The organism is Kitasatospora sp. NPDC042419, assembly GCF_056437345.1.
Map to the genome: position 1 here is coordinate 23,542 of NZ_JBWKAW010000029.1, position 15,741 is coordinate 39,282.

The 15,741-nt window shown below is 73.5% G+C and carries 13 protein-coding genes; 7 read left to right on the plus strand and 6 right to left on the minus strand.

The annotated features are described in order from the left end of the window. Positions 1–197 precede the first annotated feature (197 nt). Both AC067J_RS35435 and AC067J_RS35440 read right to left on the minus strand, forming a co-directional pair. The gene (locus AC067J_RS35435) at positions 198–887 is read right to left on the minus strand and encodes a 3-oxoacid CoA-transferase subunit B (protein ID WP_478306348.1); all 690 of its coding nucleotides are present in this window, start codon (positions 885–887) and stop codon (positions 198–200) included. 6 nt (positions 888–893) lie between these two features. After that, positions 894–1,745, minus strand: a complete 852-nt coding sequence (locus tag AC067J_RS35440; protein ID WP_478306350.1) for a CoA transferase subunit A — start codon at positions 1,743–1,745, stop codon at positions 894–896. Positions 1,746–2,234: 489 nt separating this feature from the next. Between AC067J_RS35440 and AC067J_RS35445 the strand changes: the two genes are divergently transcribed. The 6 genes from AC067J_RS35445 (at position 2,235) to AC067J_RS35470 (ending at position 8,367) form a co-directional block, all read left to right on the plus strand. Beyond that, entirely contained in the window at positions 2,235–3,509 is a 1,275-nt protein-coding gene (locus tag AC067J_RS35445) for a substrate-binding domain-containing protein (RefSeq protein WP_478306351.1), read from the plus strand. A 77-nt stretch (positions 3,510–3,586) separates the two neighbouring features. After that, positions 3,587–4,345, plus strand: a complete 759-nt coding sequence (locus tag AC067J_RS35450; protein ID WP_478306353.1) for an ABC transporter ATP-binding protein — start codon at positions 3,587–3,589, stop codon at positions 4,343–4,345. A 146-nt stretch (positions 4,346–4,491) separates the two neighbouring features. Then, a complete protein-coding gene (locus AC067J_RS35455) occupies positions 4,492–5,289 on the plus strand; it encodes an ABC transporter ATP-binding protein (protein WP_478306355.1) in 798 nt (265 codons plus the stop codon). Next, entirely contained in the window at positions 5,289–6,155 is an 867-nt protein-coding gene (locus tag AC067J_RS35460) for a branched-chain amino acid ABC transporter permease (RefSeq protein ID WP_478306357.1), read from the plus strand. Before AC067J_RS35455 ends, AC067J_RS35460 begins: the two co-directional genes overlap by 1 nt. A 134-nt stretch (positions 6,156–6,289) precedes the next feature. Continuing rightward, a complete protein-coding gene (locus AC067J_RS35465) occupies positions 6,290–7,411 on the plus strand; it encodes a branched-chain amino acid ABC transporter permease (RefSeq protein ID WP_478306481.1) in 1,122 nt (373 codons plus the stop codon). 65 nt (positions 7,412–7,476) lie between these two features. Then, a complete protein-coding gene (locus AC067J_RS35470) occupies positions 7,477–8,367 on the plus strand; it encodes an alpha/beta hydrolase (protein WP_478306482.1) in 891 nt (296 codons plus the stop codon). A 127-nt stretch (positions 8,368–8,494) separates the two neighbouring features. Here AC067J_RS35470 and AC067J_RS35475 read toward each other — a convergent pair whose 3' ends face one another. Both AC067J_RS35475 and AC067J_RS35480 read right to left on the minus strand, forming a co-directional pair. Next, complete coding sequence (locus AC067J_RS35475; RefSeq protein WP_478306484.1) at positions 8,495–9,796, minus strand: polysaccharide deacetylase family protein; 1,302 nt, start codon at positions 9,794–9,796, stop codon at positions 8,495–8,497. 338 nt (positions 9,797–10,134) lie between these two features. Continuing rightward, a complete protein-coding gene (locus tag AC067J_RS35480; RefSeq protein ID WP_478306359.1) occupies positions 10,135–10,731 on the minus strand; it encodes a DedA family protein in 597 nt (198 codons plus the stop codon). Between the two features lie 528 nt (positions 10,732–11,259). Between AC067J_RS35480 and AC067J_RS35485 the strand changes: the two genes are divergently transcribed. Next, positions 11,260–12,375: an LLM class flavin-dependent oxidoreductase gene (locus AC067J_RS35485; protein WP_478306361.1), complete on the plus strand. Its 1,116-nt coding sequence runs from the start codon at positions 11,260–11,262 to the stop codon at positions 12,373–12,375. Positions 12,376–12,465: 90 nt separating this feature from the next. Here AC067J_RS35485 and AC067J_RS35490 read toward each other — a convergent pair whose 3' ends face one another. Together AC067J_RS35490 and AC067J_RS35495 are read right to left on the minus strand one after the other, a co-directional pair. After that, positions 12,466–14,691, minus strand: coding sequence for a putative bifunctional diguanylate cyclase/phosphodiesterase (locus AC067J_RS35490; protein WP_478306363.1), 2,226 nt, complete (start codon positions 14,689–14,691; stop codon positions 12,466–12,468). Between the two features lie 541 nt (positions 14,692–15,232). Then, positions 15,233–15,661 carry an OsmC family protein gene (locus tag AC067J_RS35495; RefSeq protein ID WP_478306365.1) on the minus strand — a complete coding sequence of 143 codons (429 nt, stop codon included), beginning with the start codon at positions 15,659–15,661 and terminating at the stop codon, positions 15,233–15,235. Positions 15,662–15,741: the final 80 nt, after the last annotated feature.

Here is a 15,741-nt window from a genome sequence, read left to right on the forward strand (position 1 = left end):
CCGATCTGAAGAACGATCATTGCGCGACGGTGAAGACCTGGCGATTCCAGGCCAACTGTGCCCCGGTCGGTGCTATCGGGCCGGTTCCGGTTCCGATCTCCCGCACTCGAAATGAATGCGCGAGCGGAGGCGGGGCGGTGCGCGGAGGCCGGGTCGGAAGCGGGTGGGCCGGTCTCCGCGCAGCGGCGTCCCGGAGGCTAGGAGGGCGGAAGCAGGGCGGCCCCCGTCGCGGCCCGCACCTCGTCGAAGGTCACGCCCGGCGCCGTCTCCACCAGTCGCAGCCCCTCCGGGGTGACGTCGACGACCGCGAGGTCGGTGACGATGCGGTCGACGACCCCGCGACCCGTGGCGGGAAGTGAGAGCTGTTCGACGATCTTCGGCGAGCCGTCCTTCGCGGTGTGCTCCATCACGACCACCAGCCGCCGCGCGCCGTGCACCAGATCCATCGCACCGCCCATGCCCTTGACCGTCCTGCCGGGGATCATCCAGTTGGCGAGGTCCCCGGCGGCCGATACCTGCATCGCACCGAGCACCGAGACGTCGATCCGGCCGGACCGGATCATGCCGAAGGAGAGCGCGGAATCGAAGTACGCGGCCCCGGCGGCCACGGTCACGGTCTCCTTCCCGGCATTGACCAGGTCGGGGTGCTCGTCGCCCGCCGCCGGGTACGGTCCGACGCCCAGGATGCCGTTCTCCGAATGCAGCACCACGTGGACGTCCGGCGGGAGGTGACCGGGGATCAGTGTGGGCAGGCCGATGCCCAGGTTGACGTACTGGCCGTCGCGCAGCTCACGCGCCGCCCGTGCCGCCAAGGCGTTCCGGGCGTCGAGGGCACTGCGGGGGCCGAGGGCGGCCGGGGTGGCTGCGTGCTGGGTGACTGCGGTCATCGGGGCTCAGGCCTCCTGGAATGCGGTTCGTGCGGTGCGGGTGGTGCTGGCGGTGTGAGCGGTGTGAGCGGTGTGAGCGGTGTGAGTGGTGTGAGTGGTGCGGGCGGTGGATTCGGCGCGGACGGTCCGGCGCTCGATCCGGCGGTCCCCGGGGTCGGCGGGGACCACCCGGTCGACGAACACCCCGGGGAGGTGGACGGCGTCCGGGGCCAGCTCGCCCGCCTCGACGATCCGGTCCGCCTCGACCAGGGTGATCCGGCCGGCCGTCGCGCAGAGCGGGTTGAAGTTCCGGGCGGCGGCGTGGAAGACGCAGTTGCCGTGCCGGTCCGCGACCTCGGCGCGGACCAGCGCGAAGTCGGCCGAGATGGCCTCCTCCAACAGGTACCGGCGGCCGCCGAACTCCCGGACCTCCTTCGGCGGCGAGGCCAGCACGACCGAACCGTCCGCCGCGTACCGCCAGGGCAGCCCGCCCTCCTCGACCTGGGTGCCCACCCCGGCCGGGGTGAAGAAGGCGGGGATGCCCGCGCCCCCGGCCCGCAGCCGTTCGGCGAGCGTGCCCTGCGGGGTCAGCTCCACCTCCAGCTCGCCGGAGAGGTACTGCCGCGCGAACTCCTTGTTCTCGCCGACGTACGAGGAGGTCATCCGGGCGATCCGTCCGGCCCGCAGGAGCAGCCCCAGCCCCCAGTCGTCCACGCCGCAGTTGTTGGACACCACCCGCAGGCCGGTGGTGTCCGTGGCCGCGAGCGCACCGATCAGGGTGCTCGGGATGCCGCAGAGGCCGAAGCCGCCGACGGCCAGCAACGCGCCGTCGGGGATGTCTCCGACGGCTTCGGCAGCGGAGTCCAGGACCTTGTCCAAGGGGTCACCTCGTGAGGGGAGAACGGACGAACGGGAGCGGCGGGGCCGCCGGTGCGGCGCCCTGGGGCACAGGACCGTCGGCCCGCCCCGGGCACGACGCCGTCGGGCACGATGCCGTCGGGCAAGGCCCTCGGGTCGGGCCGTCGGGTCGGGCCCTCGGGTCGGGACGCCGGGCCGGGTGGTCGGACACGCGGTCCGCCGGGCACCGGCCGGCGGCACCGGACGTGGGCGGCTCGCGCCCTCGACCCCGCCCCCTCCACCGTCACGTCGCGCGGGCCGACGGGGCCATGGCGGCCGTCCCCACGCCCGTGCGCGGGTCCATGTCGTGCGGCCACACCCGGCCGTCACCGGTGGGGCTCCGGCCCGGCGGTATGGGGGAGGGCGCCACATCCGGGCGGGCCGATGCGTCGTACGGGCACATGTCGCGGCCCGCACGCCCCACCTACGGTTCCGGCATCCACCCCCGCAGCACCCTCAGGAGCCGGTCACATGCGCAGCTCTACAGCCCCCACCAGGACCGCGTCCGGCGCCCGCGCGGACACGGCCCCGCCCGGACGCCCCGCGCGCAGGCTCGTCGCCGCAGCGGCCTGCGTCCTCCTCGCGGCCGGCTGTGCCAAGGCCGGTACGGCGGGCACCGGTCCGGCGGACGGCGCCGGTGCCAAGAGCCCGGTCAAGGTCGGGCTGGTGTACTCCAGGACGGGACCGCTCGCCGCCTACGGCAAGCAGTACCTGGAGGGCTTCAAGGCGGGTCTGGCCTACGCGACCAAGGGCACCGGCGCGGTCGACGGGCACAGGATCGAGTTCGAGGAGCAGGACGACGCGGGTGACCCGGCCAAGGCGGTGTCGGCCGCCAAGGACCTGATCGGCAAGGGCCACAAGATCCTGGCCGGCTCCACCGCCTCCGGTGTCGCCCTCCAGGTCGGCCCGATCGCCGCCCAGAACAAGGTGCTCTTCATCAGCGGACCGGCCGCCGCCGACAAGGTCACCGGACTCAACAGGTACACCTTCCGCTCCGGCCGCCAGTCCTACCAGGACATCCGGACGGCGGCCTCGTTCATCGGCGACGCCAAGGGCCGGAAGGTCAGCGTGCTCGCGCAGGACAACGCCTTCGGCCAGGCCAACGTGGCCGCGGTGAAGGCCGTGCTCGGCGCCCAGGGGGCCACGGTCGACTCGGTGCTCGCCCCGCCGAGCGCGACCGACCTGACCCCGTTCGCCACCCAGGCCAGGACCGCCCGGCCCGACCTGCTGTTCGTGGCCTGGGCGGGCGACACCTCCGCGGCCCTGTGGACTGCGCTCAACCAGCAGGACGTGTTCGCCGAGACCAAGGTCGTCACCGGCCTCGACCTCGCCGCTTCCTACCCGCTGTTCGGGGCGGCCGGAGAGAAGATCTCCTTTCTGAACCACTACTTCGGCGGCGCCGCCGGCACCCCGGTGGAGAAGGCCATGGACGAGGCCGTCACCGCCGCCGGCGGCAAGTCCGACATCTTCACCCCGGACGGCTTCACCGCCGCCCAGATGATCGTGCACGCCGTCGAAGCCGGCCACGGCTCCGCCGACGACACGGACGCCCTGGTGAAGGCGCTGGAGGGCTGGAGCTTCGACGGGGTGAAGGGCCGGACCACGGTCCGGGCCGAGGACCACGCCCTGCTCCAGCCGATGTTCCAGGCCAGGCTGACCGGCACCGGCGCGGCCGCCAAGCCCTCGGTGGAGAAGACGCTGACCGCCGACGAGGCCGCGCCCCCGGCCACCCCGATGGCGGGCTGACCGCCGTGCCCGGCCCCGCTGCCGCGCGCACCGGCTCCTCCTCCCTCTCTTCCTCCGCCGCCTCCTCCGCTGCCGCCGTGTCCGAGGCCACCCCGGTACTGCGGTCGACCGGCCTCGGCTGGTCCGTGGGCGGTGTCCCGATCGTTGAGGACGTCTCCTTCTCGGTGACGGAAGGCGAGTTCATCGCCTTCATCGGGCCCAACGGCGCCGGAAAGACCTCCCTCTTCAACCTGGTCTCCGGGATCCACCCGGCAGGCCGCGGGCGGCTCGAACTCGACGGCGCCGACATCACCACCGAGCCCGTCCACGCCCGTGCACGCCGCGGTCTCGGCCGTACCTTCCAGACCTCCTCCCTCTGGCCGGGGATGACGGTGGCCGACCACGTCCGCCTGGCCGCGCAGGCCGCTGCCGGCCCCCGGGCCTCGTACCGGCTCTGGCGCCGGGCCGACCGCTACCCGGAGCAGGTGGCCGAGACCCTGGAGCGCACCGAACTCACCCACCGGTCCGACACCTCGGCGAGCTCCCTCTCCCACGGTGAGAAGCGCAAGCTCGAACTCGCCGTCCTACTGGTCTCCGATCCCCGGGTCATCCTGCTGGACGAGCCGATGGCCGGCGTCAGCGCGGAGGAGGTGCCGGCCCTCACCGCCCTCATCCGTTCCGTCCACCGCGACCTCGGCCGCACCGTCCTCATGATCGAGCACCACATGGACGTCCTGCTCGGCCTGGCAGACCGCCTCGCCGTGATGCACCACGGGACGCTGCTCGCCCTGGACACGCCCGAAGCCGTGATGGCCGACTCCACCGTGCAACAGGCCTACCTGGGGGAGGCGTTGTGACCGACCGCCCTGCTGCCCCGCTCCCTTCCGCCCAGCCCTCCGACCCTGCCGTTCCCTCTGTTCCCTCTGTTCCCTCCGTCCCTGCTGTTCCTGCCGCCGGGGCTCCGGGCCCGGTCGCGGCACCCTCGGGCGGCGCCCTCCTCTCCGTGCGCGACCTCCGGGTGGTCATCGACGGGCTGCACATCCTGCACGGCGTCGACTTCGACGTGGCGCCGACCGGGGTGACCGCCCTGCTGGGCCGCAACGGCGCCGGCAAGACCACCACCGTCAAGGCCGTCATGGGCCTCGTGCCGCGCAGCGGTGGAATCCTCTTCTCGGGTGTCGAACTCTCCTCCCTCCCTACGCATCTGGTGGTTCGCCAGGGCATCGGATACGCCCCGGAGGACCGCGGGATCTTCGCCGGCCTCACGGTCGCCGAGAACCTCCGCCTCGCCGAGCGGGACCGGGACGCCGGGCCCGACTACCGTCTCGTCCATGAGCTGTTCCCCGAACTGAAGCAGCGTGCGGGCCAGTTGGCCGGAACGCTGTCGGGTGGGCAGCAGCAGATGGTGGCCATCGGCCGGACCCTGCTCAACCGGAACCGGCTGATCATCGCCGACGAGCCCACCAAGGGCCTCGCGCCGAAGATCGTGGCCGAGGTGGCGGGGGTGCTGGCCCGCGCGGCGGAGGCCGTGCCCGTCCTGCTGGTCGAGCAGAACCTCGCCCTGGTCCGCCGCCTGGCCGGAACCTGCGCCGTCCTGGCGGACGGCCGCACCGCCCACCAGGGCGACACCGCCGAGCTGCTGGCCGACGAGGAGGCGGCCCGCAGACTCCTCGGCGTCGGCAGCCACCGGCCGGGCGCCGCTCCCGCGACGACCCGTTCGGCGACGACCCGCCCGCCGACCGCGCGTCCTGCGGCGGCCGCACCGGCCGCCCCCGCCGTCACCACGGAGGTGAACCCCTGATGGACACCGTCGTCCTCCTCTCCTGCACCGGGCTCGGTCTGGGTGCGCTGTACTTCCTGGTCGCCTCCGGGCTGTCGTTGATCTTCGGACTGATGGACGTGCTCAACTTCGCGCACGGCGCCCTGCTCTCCGTCGGCGCGTACGCCACCTGGTGGGCGGGCGCCGAGGCCGGTCTCTCCTTCTGGCTCGCGGTGCCCTTCGGCACGCTGGTCGGCACGGCCGCGGCCGTCCTGCTGGAGCTCTCCCTGATCCGGCCGCTCTACAGCCGCCCGCGCGACCAGATCCTCGCCACCGTCGGGGTCGGGCTCGCCGTGCCCGCCCTCCTGATGGGCGTGTGGGGCGCGGACGCACGCCCCTTCCCGCAGCCGGACGTGCTCTCCGGCACCTGGCACGTGCTCGGTGCGACCGTCCCGGTCAACCGCTTCGTGCTCGTGGCCGCGGCCGCGCTGCTCCTGCTCGCTCTGAAGTTGTTCCTCGCCCGGACCCGCTACGGGCTGATCGTCCGGGCCGGCGTCGAGGACCGGGCGATGGTCACCGCGCTCGGCATCGACGTCCGCCGGGCGTTCACCCTCGTCTTCGCCATCGGGGGCGCGGCCGCCTCGCTCGGCGGCGCCCTCGGCGGCCTCTACTTCGGTTCGGTCAACCCCGGCCAGGGGACCGGGCTGCTCATCTTCGCCTTCGTCGTCGTCGTGATGGGCGGCATGGGCTCGCTCACCGGGGCCGCCGTGGCCTCGGCGTGCGTGGGCCTGGTCCAGCAGTTCGCCAACTACTACACCGCCGCCGGCCTGGGCGACCTGTCGGTGGTCGCCCTGCTGGCCGTCCTGCTCCTGGTGCGGCCCCGCGGACTCACCGGGAGGCTCGCGTGAGCACTGACACCCCGATCACGAGCACCGGTGGCACCACGGCCGACCGCACTGCCGCCACTAGAGCAGGGGGGACTGACAACGGACCCGCCGAGAAGCACTCCGGACGGGCAACTGTCCCTCGAACAGGTGAATCAATCGCCGAGCACTCGACAACAACGCGCCGATGGCTACGCTGGTGGCCGATCGCCCTGCTGATCCTGCTCCTTGTCGCCCCATACAGTGCGCTTCCCGTCCCGTGGCTGCTCGACGGACCGCTCGGCAGCCCCGGGAGCCTCCAACTCATCGCCCTCTGCCTGCTCTACGGGGCCCTCGCCACCGGCTACGACCTCCTGCTCGGCCGTACCGGACTGCTCTCCTTCGGCCACGCGCTCTACTTCGCGACCGGCCTCTACGCCACCAACCTCGCCATGCTGGAACTCCGGCTGCCGTTCGCCGCGGCCGCCCTCTTCGGCGTCGCCTGTGCCGTCGTGCTGGCCCTCCTCCTCGGCTCGGTCAGCCTCCGCGTCACCGGTATCGGCTTCTCCATGGTCACCCTGGCCTTCGCGCAGGCCGGTTCGATCCTGGTCCAGCGAAACCCCGGCGGCCTCACCGGCGGTGAGGAGGGCCGGTCCGCCCCGGCCGAGCGGCTGCCCGCCGCGGTGCTCGGCATCGAGAACACCGCCAACCTCTACTGGATCGCACTCGCCTACCTGGTGCTGACGCTCGCCGCCGTCCACTGGGCGGTCGCTTCCCCGGCCGGCCGGGTCTGGGAGGGCATCAAGGAGAACGAGCGCCGGGTCGAGGTGCTCGGACTCCGCCCCTACGGCTACAAGTTGGTCGCCTTCGTGCTCGCCGGCGGCCTCGCCGGGGCGGGCGGGGTGGTCTACCTGCTGCTGACCGGCGGGGCCACCCCGCAGGCCGCGACGTCCGACGCGACCCTCTCGCTGCTGGTGATGGTCGTCCTTGGGGGGTCCGGTACGCGCTGGGGTCCGTTGCTCGGCGGCGTGATCTACACGTGGGCCGGCCACCGCCTCGGCGACCTCGCCAACTCCTCGGCCGTCGCCGACCTGCCCCCGATCCTGCGGGTCCCGCTCTCCCAGCCGCTGTTCCTGCTCGGCGGCCTCTTCGTCGCCGTGGTCTACCTGCTGCCGGGCGGCCTGGCCGGACTTCCCGCTCGCGTCCGCTCCGCCGCCCCGCTCCGTTCCACCGGTTCGGCCCGGGCCGCGGGCCGGGCCGCCGCTCCCGGCTCAGGCCCAACAGGAGGTAGTTCCGCGTGAGTGAGTCACAGCCCGGCTCCGAGCAGTCGACGTCCCCGGAGCGGACGGCCGCCTCCGGGCGGCCGATACCCGAGCAGCTGACCGTCCCCGTCCCCGGGGGAGAGCTGGCGGTGCTCCGCTGGCCCGCCACCGTGCCCGGGGCCCCGACCTTCGTGGCGGTGCACGGCATCACCGCCACCGGCCTCGCCTGGTTCGAGGTCGCCCGCCGGCTCGCCGGGCGGGCCACCCTGCTCGCGCCCGACCTGCGCGGACGCGGTGCCAGCCGGGGCGCGGGCGGGCCGTACGGACTGGCCCGCCACGCCGACGACGTGGCGGCCCTGGTCACCGCGCTCGACCTGGGGCCGGTCGTGATCGTCGGCCACTCCATGGGTGCCTGGGTCACGGCCCTGACGGCGGTGCGGCACCCGGAGCTGGTCAGCCGGGTGCTGCTGGTCGACGGCGCGGTCAGCTTCCCGCCGCCCGCCGGGGTGAGCGAGGACGAGGTCCTGGCCGCCGTGCTCGGCCCGGCCCTGACCCGGCTGTCGATGACCTTCCCCGACCGCCAGGCGTACCGGGCGTTCTGGCAGCGGCACCCGGCCTTCGCGGCCGACTGGTCGGAGGAGATCGACGCCTACACCCAGCACGACCTCGTCGGCAGTGAGCCCGAACTGCGCTCCTCCTGCGTGCTGGAGGCGGTCAGGACCGACGGTGCGCAGGTGCTGCTGGACGAGGACGCGGCCGCCGCCGTCCACCGGCTGCCCTGCCCCGGCGAACTGCTCTGGGCGGAACGCGGCCTGTTCGACGAGCCGCAGGCCCTCTACGACGAGAAGCGGCTCGCCGCCGTCGGGCTGGACGGTGCCCATCCGGTGTCGGCCTCGCTCGTGCCGGGCACCAACCACTACTCGATCCTCTGGGGCCCGGCCGGGGCCGAGGCAGTGGTGCGGGGACTCCTGGGGACCGCCCCGAGCGTCGGGTAGCTGCCCCGGACGCGGCCGGCCGGCGGGGAGGCCACCGCCCGTCGGCCGCGTGCCGTCCCTGCGCCCGTCGCCCGGGCCACCCGTCGTCCGTGCCGTCAGCCCGCGGTGTCCTCAGCCCGCCGGGCCCTCAGCCGGCCGTGCCGAGGAAGGTCTCCCAGCCACCGGCCGGTGCCTGCCCGACGCCCAGCGTGCGCAGCTTGCGGAGGGCGGACTGGTCCTGCGCCTCCAGCCACTCGACCAGTTGCCGGAAGGAGACCAGCCTGACCTCGGGCTTGCCCGCGACGGCCTTGAGCGTCTGCTCCACGGCGTCCATGTATATCCCGCCGTTCCACTGCTCGAAGTGGTTGCCGATGAAGAACGGTGCGCGGTTGCCGTTGTAGGCGCGGTCGAACCCGGCCAGGTAGGAGTCTCGGGCCTGCGTGCGCCACTCGTCGTACTTCGCCGGATCGCCCTTGGTGCTGCCGGACGACTGGTTGGCCAGGATGTTGTAGTCCATGGAGAGCACCTGGAAGGTGTGGCCGGGGAACGGGATGCTCTGCAGCGGGAAGTCCCAGACCTTGCCGTCCTGGACCTTCTGCGGCCAGATCTGCTGCCCGCCCGGGGAGCTGGCGTCGTACTTCCAGCCCAGCTTGGCGGCGGTCGGCAGCAGGGTCTTCTGCCCCTCCAGGCACGGGGTGCGGCCGCCGATGAGCTCCTTGCGGTAGTCGAAGGGCAGCGGCTCGACGTCGGTGAAGCCGGTGTTGGTCCGCCACTGGGTCACGAAGCCGACGGCCTGCTCTATCTCGCTCTCCCAGTCCTCGGGGGCCCACTTGTTGACTCCGTTGCCGTCCGGGCGGCTCGCGCAGAAGTGGCCGTTGAAGTGGGTGCCTATCTCATGGCCGGCCAGCCAGGCCTGGCTGATGAGCTGGATCGTGCTCTTCACCCCGGCGTCCGAGAGGTACGGGATGTCGGAGGCCCCGACCGAGTGCTTCGGCGGGTGGTACAGGTCCGCCTTGCCCTTCGGCAGGGTGTATATGCCGGAGAGGAAGAGGGTCATCGAGGCCTTGTGCTCCTCGGCGAGCTTGAGGAACCGGGGGAACTGGCCGTCCTCGGTGGCGCCGGCGCCGTCCCAGGAGAGGACCACGAACTGCGGCGGGCGCTCGCCCGGCTTGAGCTTCTCGGCCTTGGGTTGGTTCGGCTGCGGGCCGGTGTCGGACGTGGAGCCGTCCCCGATGGGGGTGCCCTTCCTTCCGGTGGGGGTGCCGCCGCTCGTCGGTCCGCCGCTCGTGCTGTTCCCGGTGGTGGCCGGGGCGGAACCCGATGCCGAGGCCGAAGTCGAGCCCGAGCCGGAGGCCGAGCCCGATCCGCCGCCGGAACAGGCCGCCACCGCGCCGAGAGCCGCGGTGGCGGCGGTGGCGGTGAGCACGGTCCTACGAGAGATGCTGCCCATGGTCTCCCCTGGCTGCCGCAGGCCGGGGGTGGTGGCGGCCGTGGCCGCGCCGGCCAAATCGGACAATTGATTGATTTCCGTCGTTAGCATGGCACGCGGACGCAGGGTCACCAAGGGTGTCGAGGTCCGTCGGCACTGAACACGCATGGCACATGCGTGCGGGCTGCGCGGAGGTGCCTTCTGTTGCCGTTCCGTGACGGTTCGCCCGTTTCGACAGGGTTGGTCGCCTGGCGCGCGTCGCGCGTCACCCCGGGCCCGTCACCTGCGGCCGGTCACCTGTGGCAGGTCATCTGTCACCCGCCGTGCGGTGCGCGGTGCGACGCCGCGGCACCGGACCGTCAGCCGAGGGAGAGGCGGCGGTTGCGCCGGACGACCCGCGCGATCGCGGTGCTCACCGCGGTGGCGGCCGCGCAGGAGACCGCGAGGCTCAGCCAGGCGGTGTCGAACCAGTGGCTGTTGAGCCAGCCCAGGGTCACGATGTAGGCCGCCCAGATCATGGCGGCCAGTGCCGACCACCGGAGGAAGCGGTGGGGATGGCCGGGGGAGTGGCCGATGGCGAGGTCGAGTACGGTCCGGCCGGCCGGTACGAACCGGGCGATCACCACCATGGCGGCGGCGGCCCGGGTGGTCCGCCCGTCCAGTGCCTGCTGGACCCGTTCCACGCTGGCGGCCAGCTTCGGCCGGTGTTCGAGTCGCCGGCTGACCATGGGCGCGCCGCGCCGGGCGAGGCGGAGCAGCAGGAGGTCGCCGAGGAAGGAGGCCACCGCCACCCCGAGCCCGAGCAGCAGCGGGGCGCCGTCTATCTGTGCCGTCTTGAGCACGGCCAGGATGACGAGGGTCCCGCTGGGGATGAAGGGGAGGAAGGCGTCGCCGAGGACGGCGCAGAGCGCCAGGGCACAGATCCATGAGGATCCCACCAGCGTTGCTATGTCCATGTCCGAACTCCCTCCAGGCTGCCCGGGAGGGAGCAGATGGCTGCAGGGGACAACGCTAGCGCCTCGACTTTTCATGCCATGAAGCACCCCGGGGTGCTGTGGCTCACATGGCGCGAGCCCCCGGTGCGGGGTGCCGCTCCGGGGGCTCACGGGGATCGATCGGCGCTGGTCCAGCCCGACGATCTTGCTGGTGAGTGCGGATCCGGTTGGGTGATCCGCTCCTGGGCCTTAGCCTGCCGGACGCCGACCGCCGACCGCGAGCCCTGGGGCTGGCGACTTCCCGCGCTGGCGTGAAGTCGCCACGGGTGTCCGCCTGCTGGCTCAGCGTCAGCCCGGCGACCACCGGCCGGACGCCTGCCCGGACGCCTGCCCGGACGGTGGCCGGACGGCACGGGCGGGAACAGCGGGCCCCGCCGCGTGGTTGGCCATCCTCGGCACCGGCGACGGCACTGACCGCCGCGACCGGTGAGCGACACCGGTGCGCGGCACCGGCGGACGGCACCGAACACGGCCAGGAGGACGGACGGCATGACCACCGAGGACCGGCACGAGAACCAGCGGGACGACCGGACGGCTCCGTGCGCCGACGAGGCGATCCGCGGCACCGCCCGGGGCACGGCGCCGGCGCCGCTGTCGATCCTCGACCTGGCCACCGTCGGCGTCGGATACACGCCCGCGCAGGCGCTCTCCGCGACCACCACCCTGGCCCGCAGCGCCGAGGAATGGGGCTACCACCGCTTCTGGGTGGCCGAGCACCACGGCATGCCCGGCGTCGCCAGCTCCACGCCCGCCGTCCTGCTGGCCCACCTCGGCGCCCACACCAGCACCCTGCGGCTCGGCTCGGGCGGCGTCATGCTGCCCAACCACGCCCCGCTGGCGATCGCCGAGCAGTTCGGCCTGCTGGAGGCGCTGCACCCCGGCCGGATCGACCTCGGTCTCGGACGGGCCCCCGGTACCGACCCCGCCACCGCCCGGGCGCTGCGTCGCGGCCTGGCCGAGGGGGCCGACGACTTCCCCCGGCAGCTGACCGAGCTGACCCACTTCCTGGACGGCACCTTCCCGGCCGGCCACCCGTACGCGCGGCTCACCGCCGTTCCGAAGGGGGAGGGGCGGCCGCCGGTCTGGCTGCTCGGCTCCTCGGGCTTCAGCGCCCAGCTGGCCGGGAGCCTCGGCCTGCCGTTCGCCTTCGCGCACCACTTCAGCAGCGTGAACACCGTTCCGGCCCTCGACCTGTACCGCTCCGCGTTCCGCCCGTCGGCGGTCCTCGACGAGCCGTACGCGTTGATCGGGGTGAGCGCGGTCGCGGCCGACGACGAGGCCACCGCCCGCCGTCTCGCACGCTCGGCGGCGCTCGGCATGCTCCGGCTGCGGCGGGGGAACCCGGGCCCGATCCCGACCCCGGAGGAGGCGGAGTCCTACCCGTACAGCCCGGTGGAGGCGGACTTCATCGACGACTGGCTCGGCAACGTCGTCCTGGGCTCGCCGGGCGAGGTGGCCGACGGGCTGGAGGCGCTCCGCAAGCGGACCGGGGTGGACGAGCTGATGGTCACCTCGCACATCCACGGCCACGAGGCGCGGTACCGCTCCTACGGGCTGATCGCGGAGGCGTACGGCCTGACCGGGCCGCGGGCCGCGGCGGTCTGAGGGCACTGCCGCCGCGCGCGCCCTGGTCCCGGCGGGGCGTGGCGCGGCGAGGCCGGGGGGAAGGGCCCGGCACCGGGATGCTGTCCGGGCCTACCGCTCCCCGGCTCCGGGACGGTCGTCCCCCCGGTCGTCCCCCCGAACGTCCTCCTGGCTTTCCTGGCCCTCCCGGCTCCCTTGGCCACCCCGGTTCCCTTGACCGCTCCGGCCGCCCTGACCACCCTGGCCGCCCTGACCGCTCTGGCCGTCGCGAAGTATCGCCGCGACGAGTTCCGCGTCGCCGGGGCGGGCGAAGTACCAGCCCTGGGCGGTGTCGCAGCCGGTCAGCCGCAGCCGTTCGGCCTGGGCCGCGCTCTCGATGCCCTCGGCGGTGACGGTCAGGCCGAGGGTGTGGGCCAGCTGCACCATCGCGCCGACGATCTGCTCGTCGGCGTCGCTCCGGCGTGAGCCGCGGTCGGGGAGCCCGGGCCGGCCGCCGGCCGGGGCCGGGTCGCGGAACCCCTCGATGAACGTGCCATCCAGCTTCAGCACGTGCACCGGGAGTCGGGAGAGGTACGCCAGGTTCGAGTAGCCGGTTCCGAAGTCGTCGATCGCGATCCGGACACCCATGTCGGCGAGCGCCTGGAGCGCCTGCAGCGGGCGTCCGCCGGGGCCGAGCAGGGCGCTCTCGGTGATCTCCAGCTGTAGCAGCCGGGCGGGCAGGCCGGTGCGTTCGAGTACCTGGGCGACGTCCGCGACCACGTCGGAGTCCCAGATCTGGCGGGCGGCGAGGTTGACGCTCACGAAGGTCTCGGTCCCGGGGAACTCGGTGAGCCAGCGCTGAGCCTGGCGGCACGATTCCTCCAGGACCCACTTGCCGAGCGGCACGATCGCGCCGGACTCCTCGGCGAGCGGGATGAAGCGGTCCGGCGAGAGCGTCCCGTAGCGGGGGTGGCGCCACCGGACCAGTGCCTCGGCCCCGTGCACCGTGCCGTCGGCCAGGCCGACCAGTGGCTGGTACTCGATGGTGAACTCGCCGCGTTCCAGAGCCGGGCGCAGCGCGGTGGAGAGCAGCTGGCGGGTCAGCTGGTGGGCACCCCGGTCGGGGTCGTAGAGGGTCCAGCGGGCCCGGCCGTCCGCCTTGGACCAGTAGAGCGTCGCGTCGGCGTCCTTGACCAGGTCGGTGGGCGTGGTCTCGTGGACGGAGCGTTCGACGACGCCGACGCTCGCGGTCACCGCCAGCCGGTGGCCGGCCACGTCGAAGGGGCGTTCCAGGGCTTCGAGGATCCGGGCTGCGAGGTCGGTCAGCTGGTCGCTGCCCGTGCTGTCGGTGACCAGGACGGCGAACTCGTCGCCGCCCATCCGCGCCACCAGCTGGGTCTCGCGGGCGGAGAAGCCGCGCCGCAGCCGGGTCGCGACGGCGATCAGCAGCTGGTCGCCGATGTGGTGGCCGAGCGTCTCGTTGATCGCTGCGAACCCGTCGAGGTCCAGGTAGCAGACGCCCACCCGCCGTCCGTCCGTGGCGGTGGCGGTGGCGGTGGCGGTGGCGGTCACGGTGGCGGCAGCGGCCACCGCCACCGCCGCGGCCGCCGGGCGTGCCGGCGCTCCGGCCGGGCGGTCCGCTCCCCGTCCGGTGGTGAGGCAGGCGGCGTCGAGGCGTTCGAAGAAGAAGGTCCGGTTGGGCAGCCGGGTGAGCGGGTCGTGCAGGGCCTGGTACTCCAGGCGGTCTCCGAGCCGGCGTTGCTCGGTGATGTCCTCGACCAGGGCGAGCGTGTAGAGGGGGCTGCCCGCGCCGTCGCGGATCAGCGAGATGGTCACCTTGCTCCAGACCGTGCGGCCCTCGCGGTGCTTGAGCTGCTTCTCCACCCGGAGCCGGTCGCGTTCGCCGTGGACGAGTGCGGGGAACAGGCGGTGCGGCATGCCCTCCGGGTCGACGATCTCGTGGATGTGGGTCCCGGCCAGTTCCCCGACCGTGCGGCCGGTCAGGGCGGCGAAGGCGGGGTTGACCTCGATGATCCGGTCCTCGGGGTCGATCAGGGCCATGCCGATGCCGGCGTCGCAGAAGGCCGCCCGGAAGCGGGACTCGCTCGCCAGGAGTGCGGCCGGGAGCCGGTCCGCCTCCCGGGTGTCCGGTCCGGTGCCCCCGTCGTCTGCCGGCCGGTGGGTCCCGTCGCCCAGCGGTGCCGAACAGGTCGGACAGAGGAGGGTGCCGTCGGCGGCAGGGACACGGGGATCGGTCAGAACCGCGCGGGCGGTGCCGTCGTTCGCGCGCCCGCCGGCCGCGCGCCCGCCGGCCGTGCGCCCGTCGACCGGGCTCCCGCCGGACGCGCTCCCGTTCATCGCGGTGCCGTTGATCGCGGGACCGTGGAGGGTGCTGCCGTCGGCGGGGCGGAGGTCGGGGGGTGGGGGGAGACGGCGTCGGTGTCGTGGCTCCTCGTGCCGCACTCCTGGGTGGTGTGCGTCGGCCCCCTCGTTCTGGCCCGGCACGGCATGCTCCCGTCCGCTGCTGCAGCTTGACGCTTGACGCTGGTCCGGCCGGTCACCCGACTGCGGCGGCCGACTCCGCACTCTGCCGGGGTCCTCGGGAGTCGGGCCCCGGTGCGGAACGCTCGTGGTGGAGCGGCCGTGCGGAAGCCCGCGTGAGGAACCGTGAGGAACAGGGCGCTGCGGCCGATCATAGGACGCGTCGGCAACGCGCGGTGACCGCCGGCAGGGTGATTCGTCGCCTTTGGGGTCAAGTGCGGTGATACATGCGGACGCCCCCGGTACACATCACATGATGTGCACCGGGGGCGTGTGCTCCGAAGGTGCGCCCTCGGGCGCCGGTCGGGCGCGGCACGCGCGCCCTGCCGGGCCCCGGGGCGGGGACGACCGGAGTGTGTCAGCCCGCCAGCGTGGCGGTGAGGGTGATGGTGGTGCCGGTCAGGGCCTGGCTCACCGGGCAGTTCGCCTTGGCGTCCTCGGCGGCCTTCACGAAGCCGGCCTCGTCCAGGCCGGGCACCTCGCCGACGACGGTGAGGTGGATGCCCGTGATGCCGGTGCCCGGCTGGAAGGTGACATCGGCCTGGGTGTCGAGCTTGGCGGGCGGGTTGCCCGCGCCGGCCAGGCCGTGCGAGAGCGCCATCGAGAAGCACGCGGAGTGCGCGGCCGCGATGAGCTCCTCCGGGCTGGTCTTGCCGTTCGCCGCCTCGGCCCGGGCCGGCCAGGACACCGGGTACTCGCCGATGCCCGACGACGCGAAGGTCACCTGGCCCTTGCCGTCGAGCAGGTTGCCTTCCCACGCGGTGCGGGCGGTGCGGGTGGTTGCCACGATCGGTACCTCCAGTAATGAGGAACTGCTGATCCGTCACGTCCGGTCATGCCGCGCCCCAGCCTACGTGCTGGTCGGGG

Bases quoted from the DNA above. Each gene is read 5' to 3' on its own strand.
- AC067J_RS35435 (WP_478306348.1), bottom strand. From the start codon at position 887: ATGACCGCAGTCACCCAGCACGCAGCCACCCCGGCCGCCCTCGGCCCC.
- AC067J_RS35445 (WP_478306351.1), top strand. From the start codon at position 2,235: ATGCGCAGCTCTACAGCCCCCACCAGGACCGCGTCCGGCGCCCGCGCG.
- AC067J_RS35460 (WP_478306357.1), top strand. From the start codon at position 5,289: ATGGACACCGTCGTCCTCCTCTCCTGCACCGGGCTCGGTCTGGGTGCG.
- AC067J_RS35475 (WP_478306484.1), bottom strand. From the start codon at position 9,796: ATGGGCAGCATCTCTCGTAGGACCGTGCTCACCGCCACCGCCGCCACC.
- AC067J_RS35480 (WP_478306359.1), bottom strand. From the start codon at position 10,731: ATGGACATAGCAACGCTGGTGGGATCCTCATGGATCTGTGCCCTGGCG.
- AC067J_RS35485 (WP_478306361.1), top strand. From the start codon at position 11,260: ATGACCACCGAGGACCGGCACGAGAACCAGCGGGACGACCGGACGGCT.
- AC067J_RS35490 (WP_478306363.1), bottom strand. From the start codon at position 14,691: ATGAACGGGAGCGCGTCCGGCGGGAGCCCGGTCGACGGGCGCACGGCC.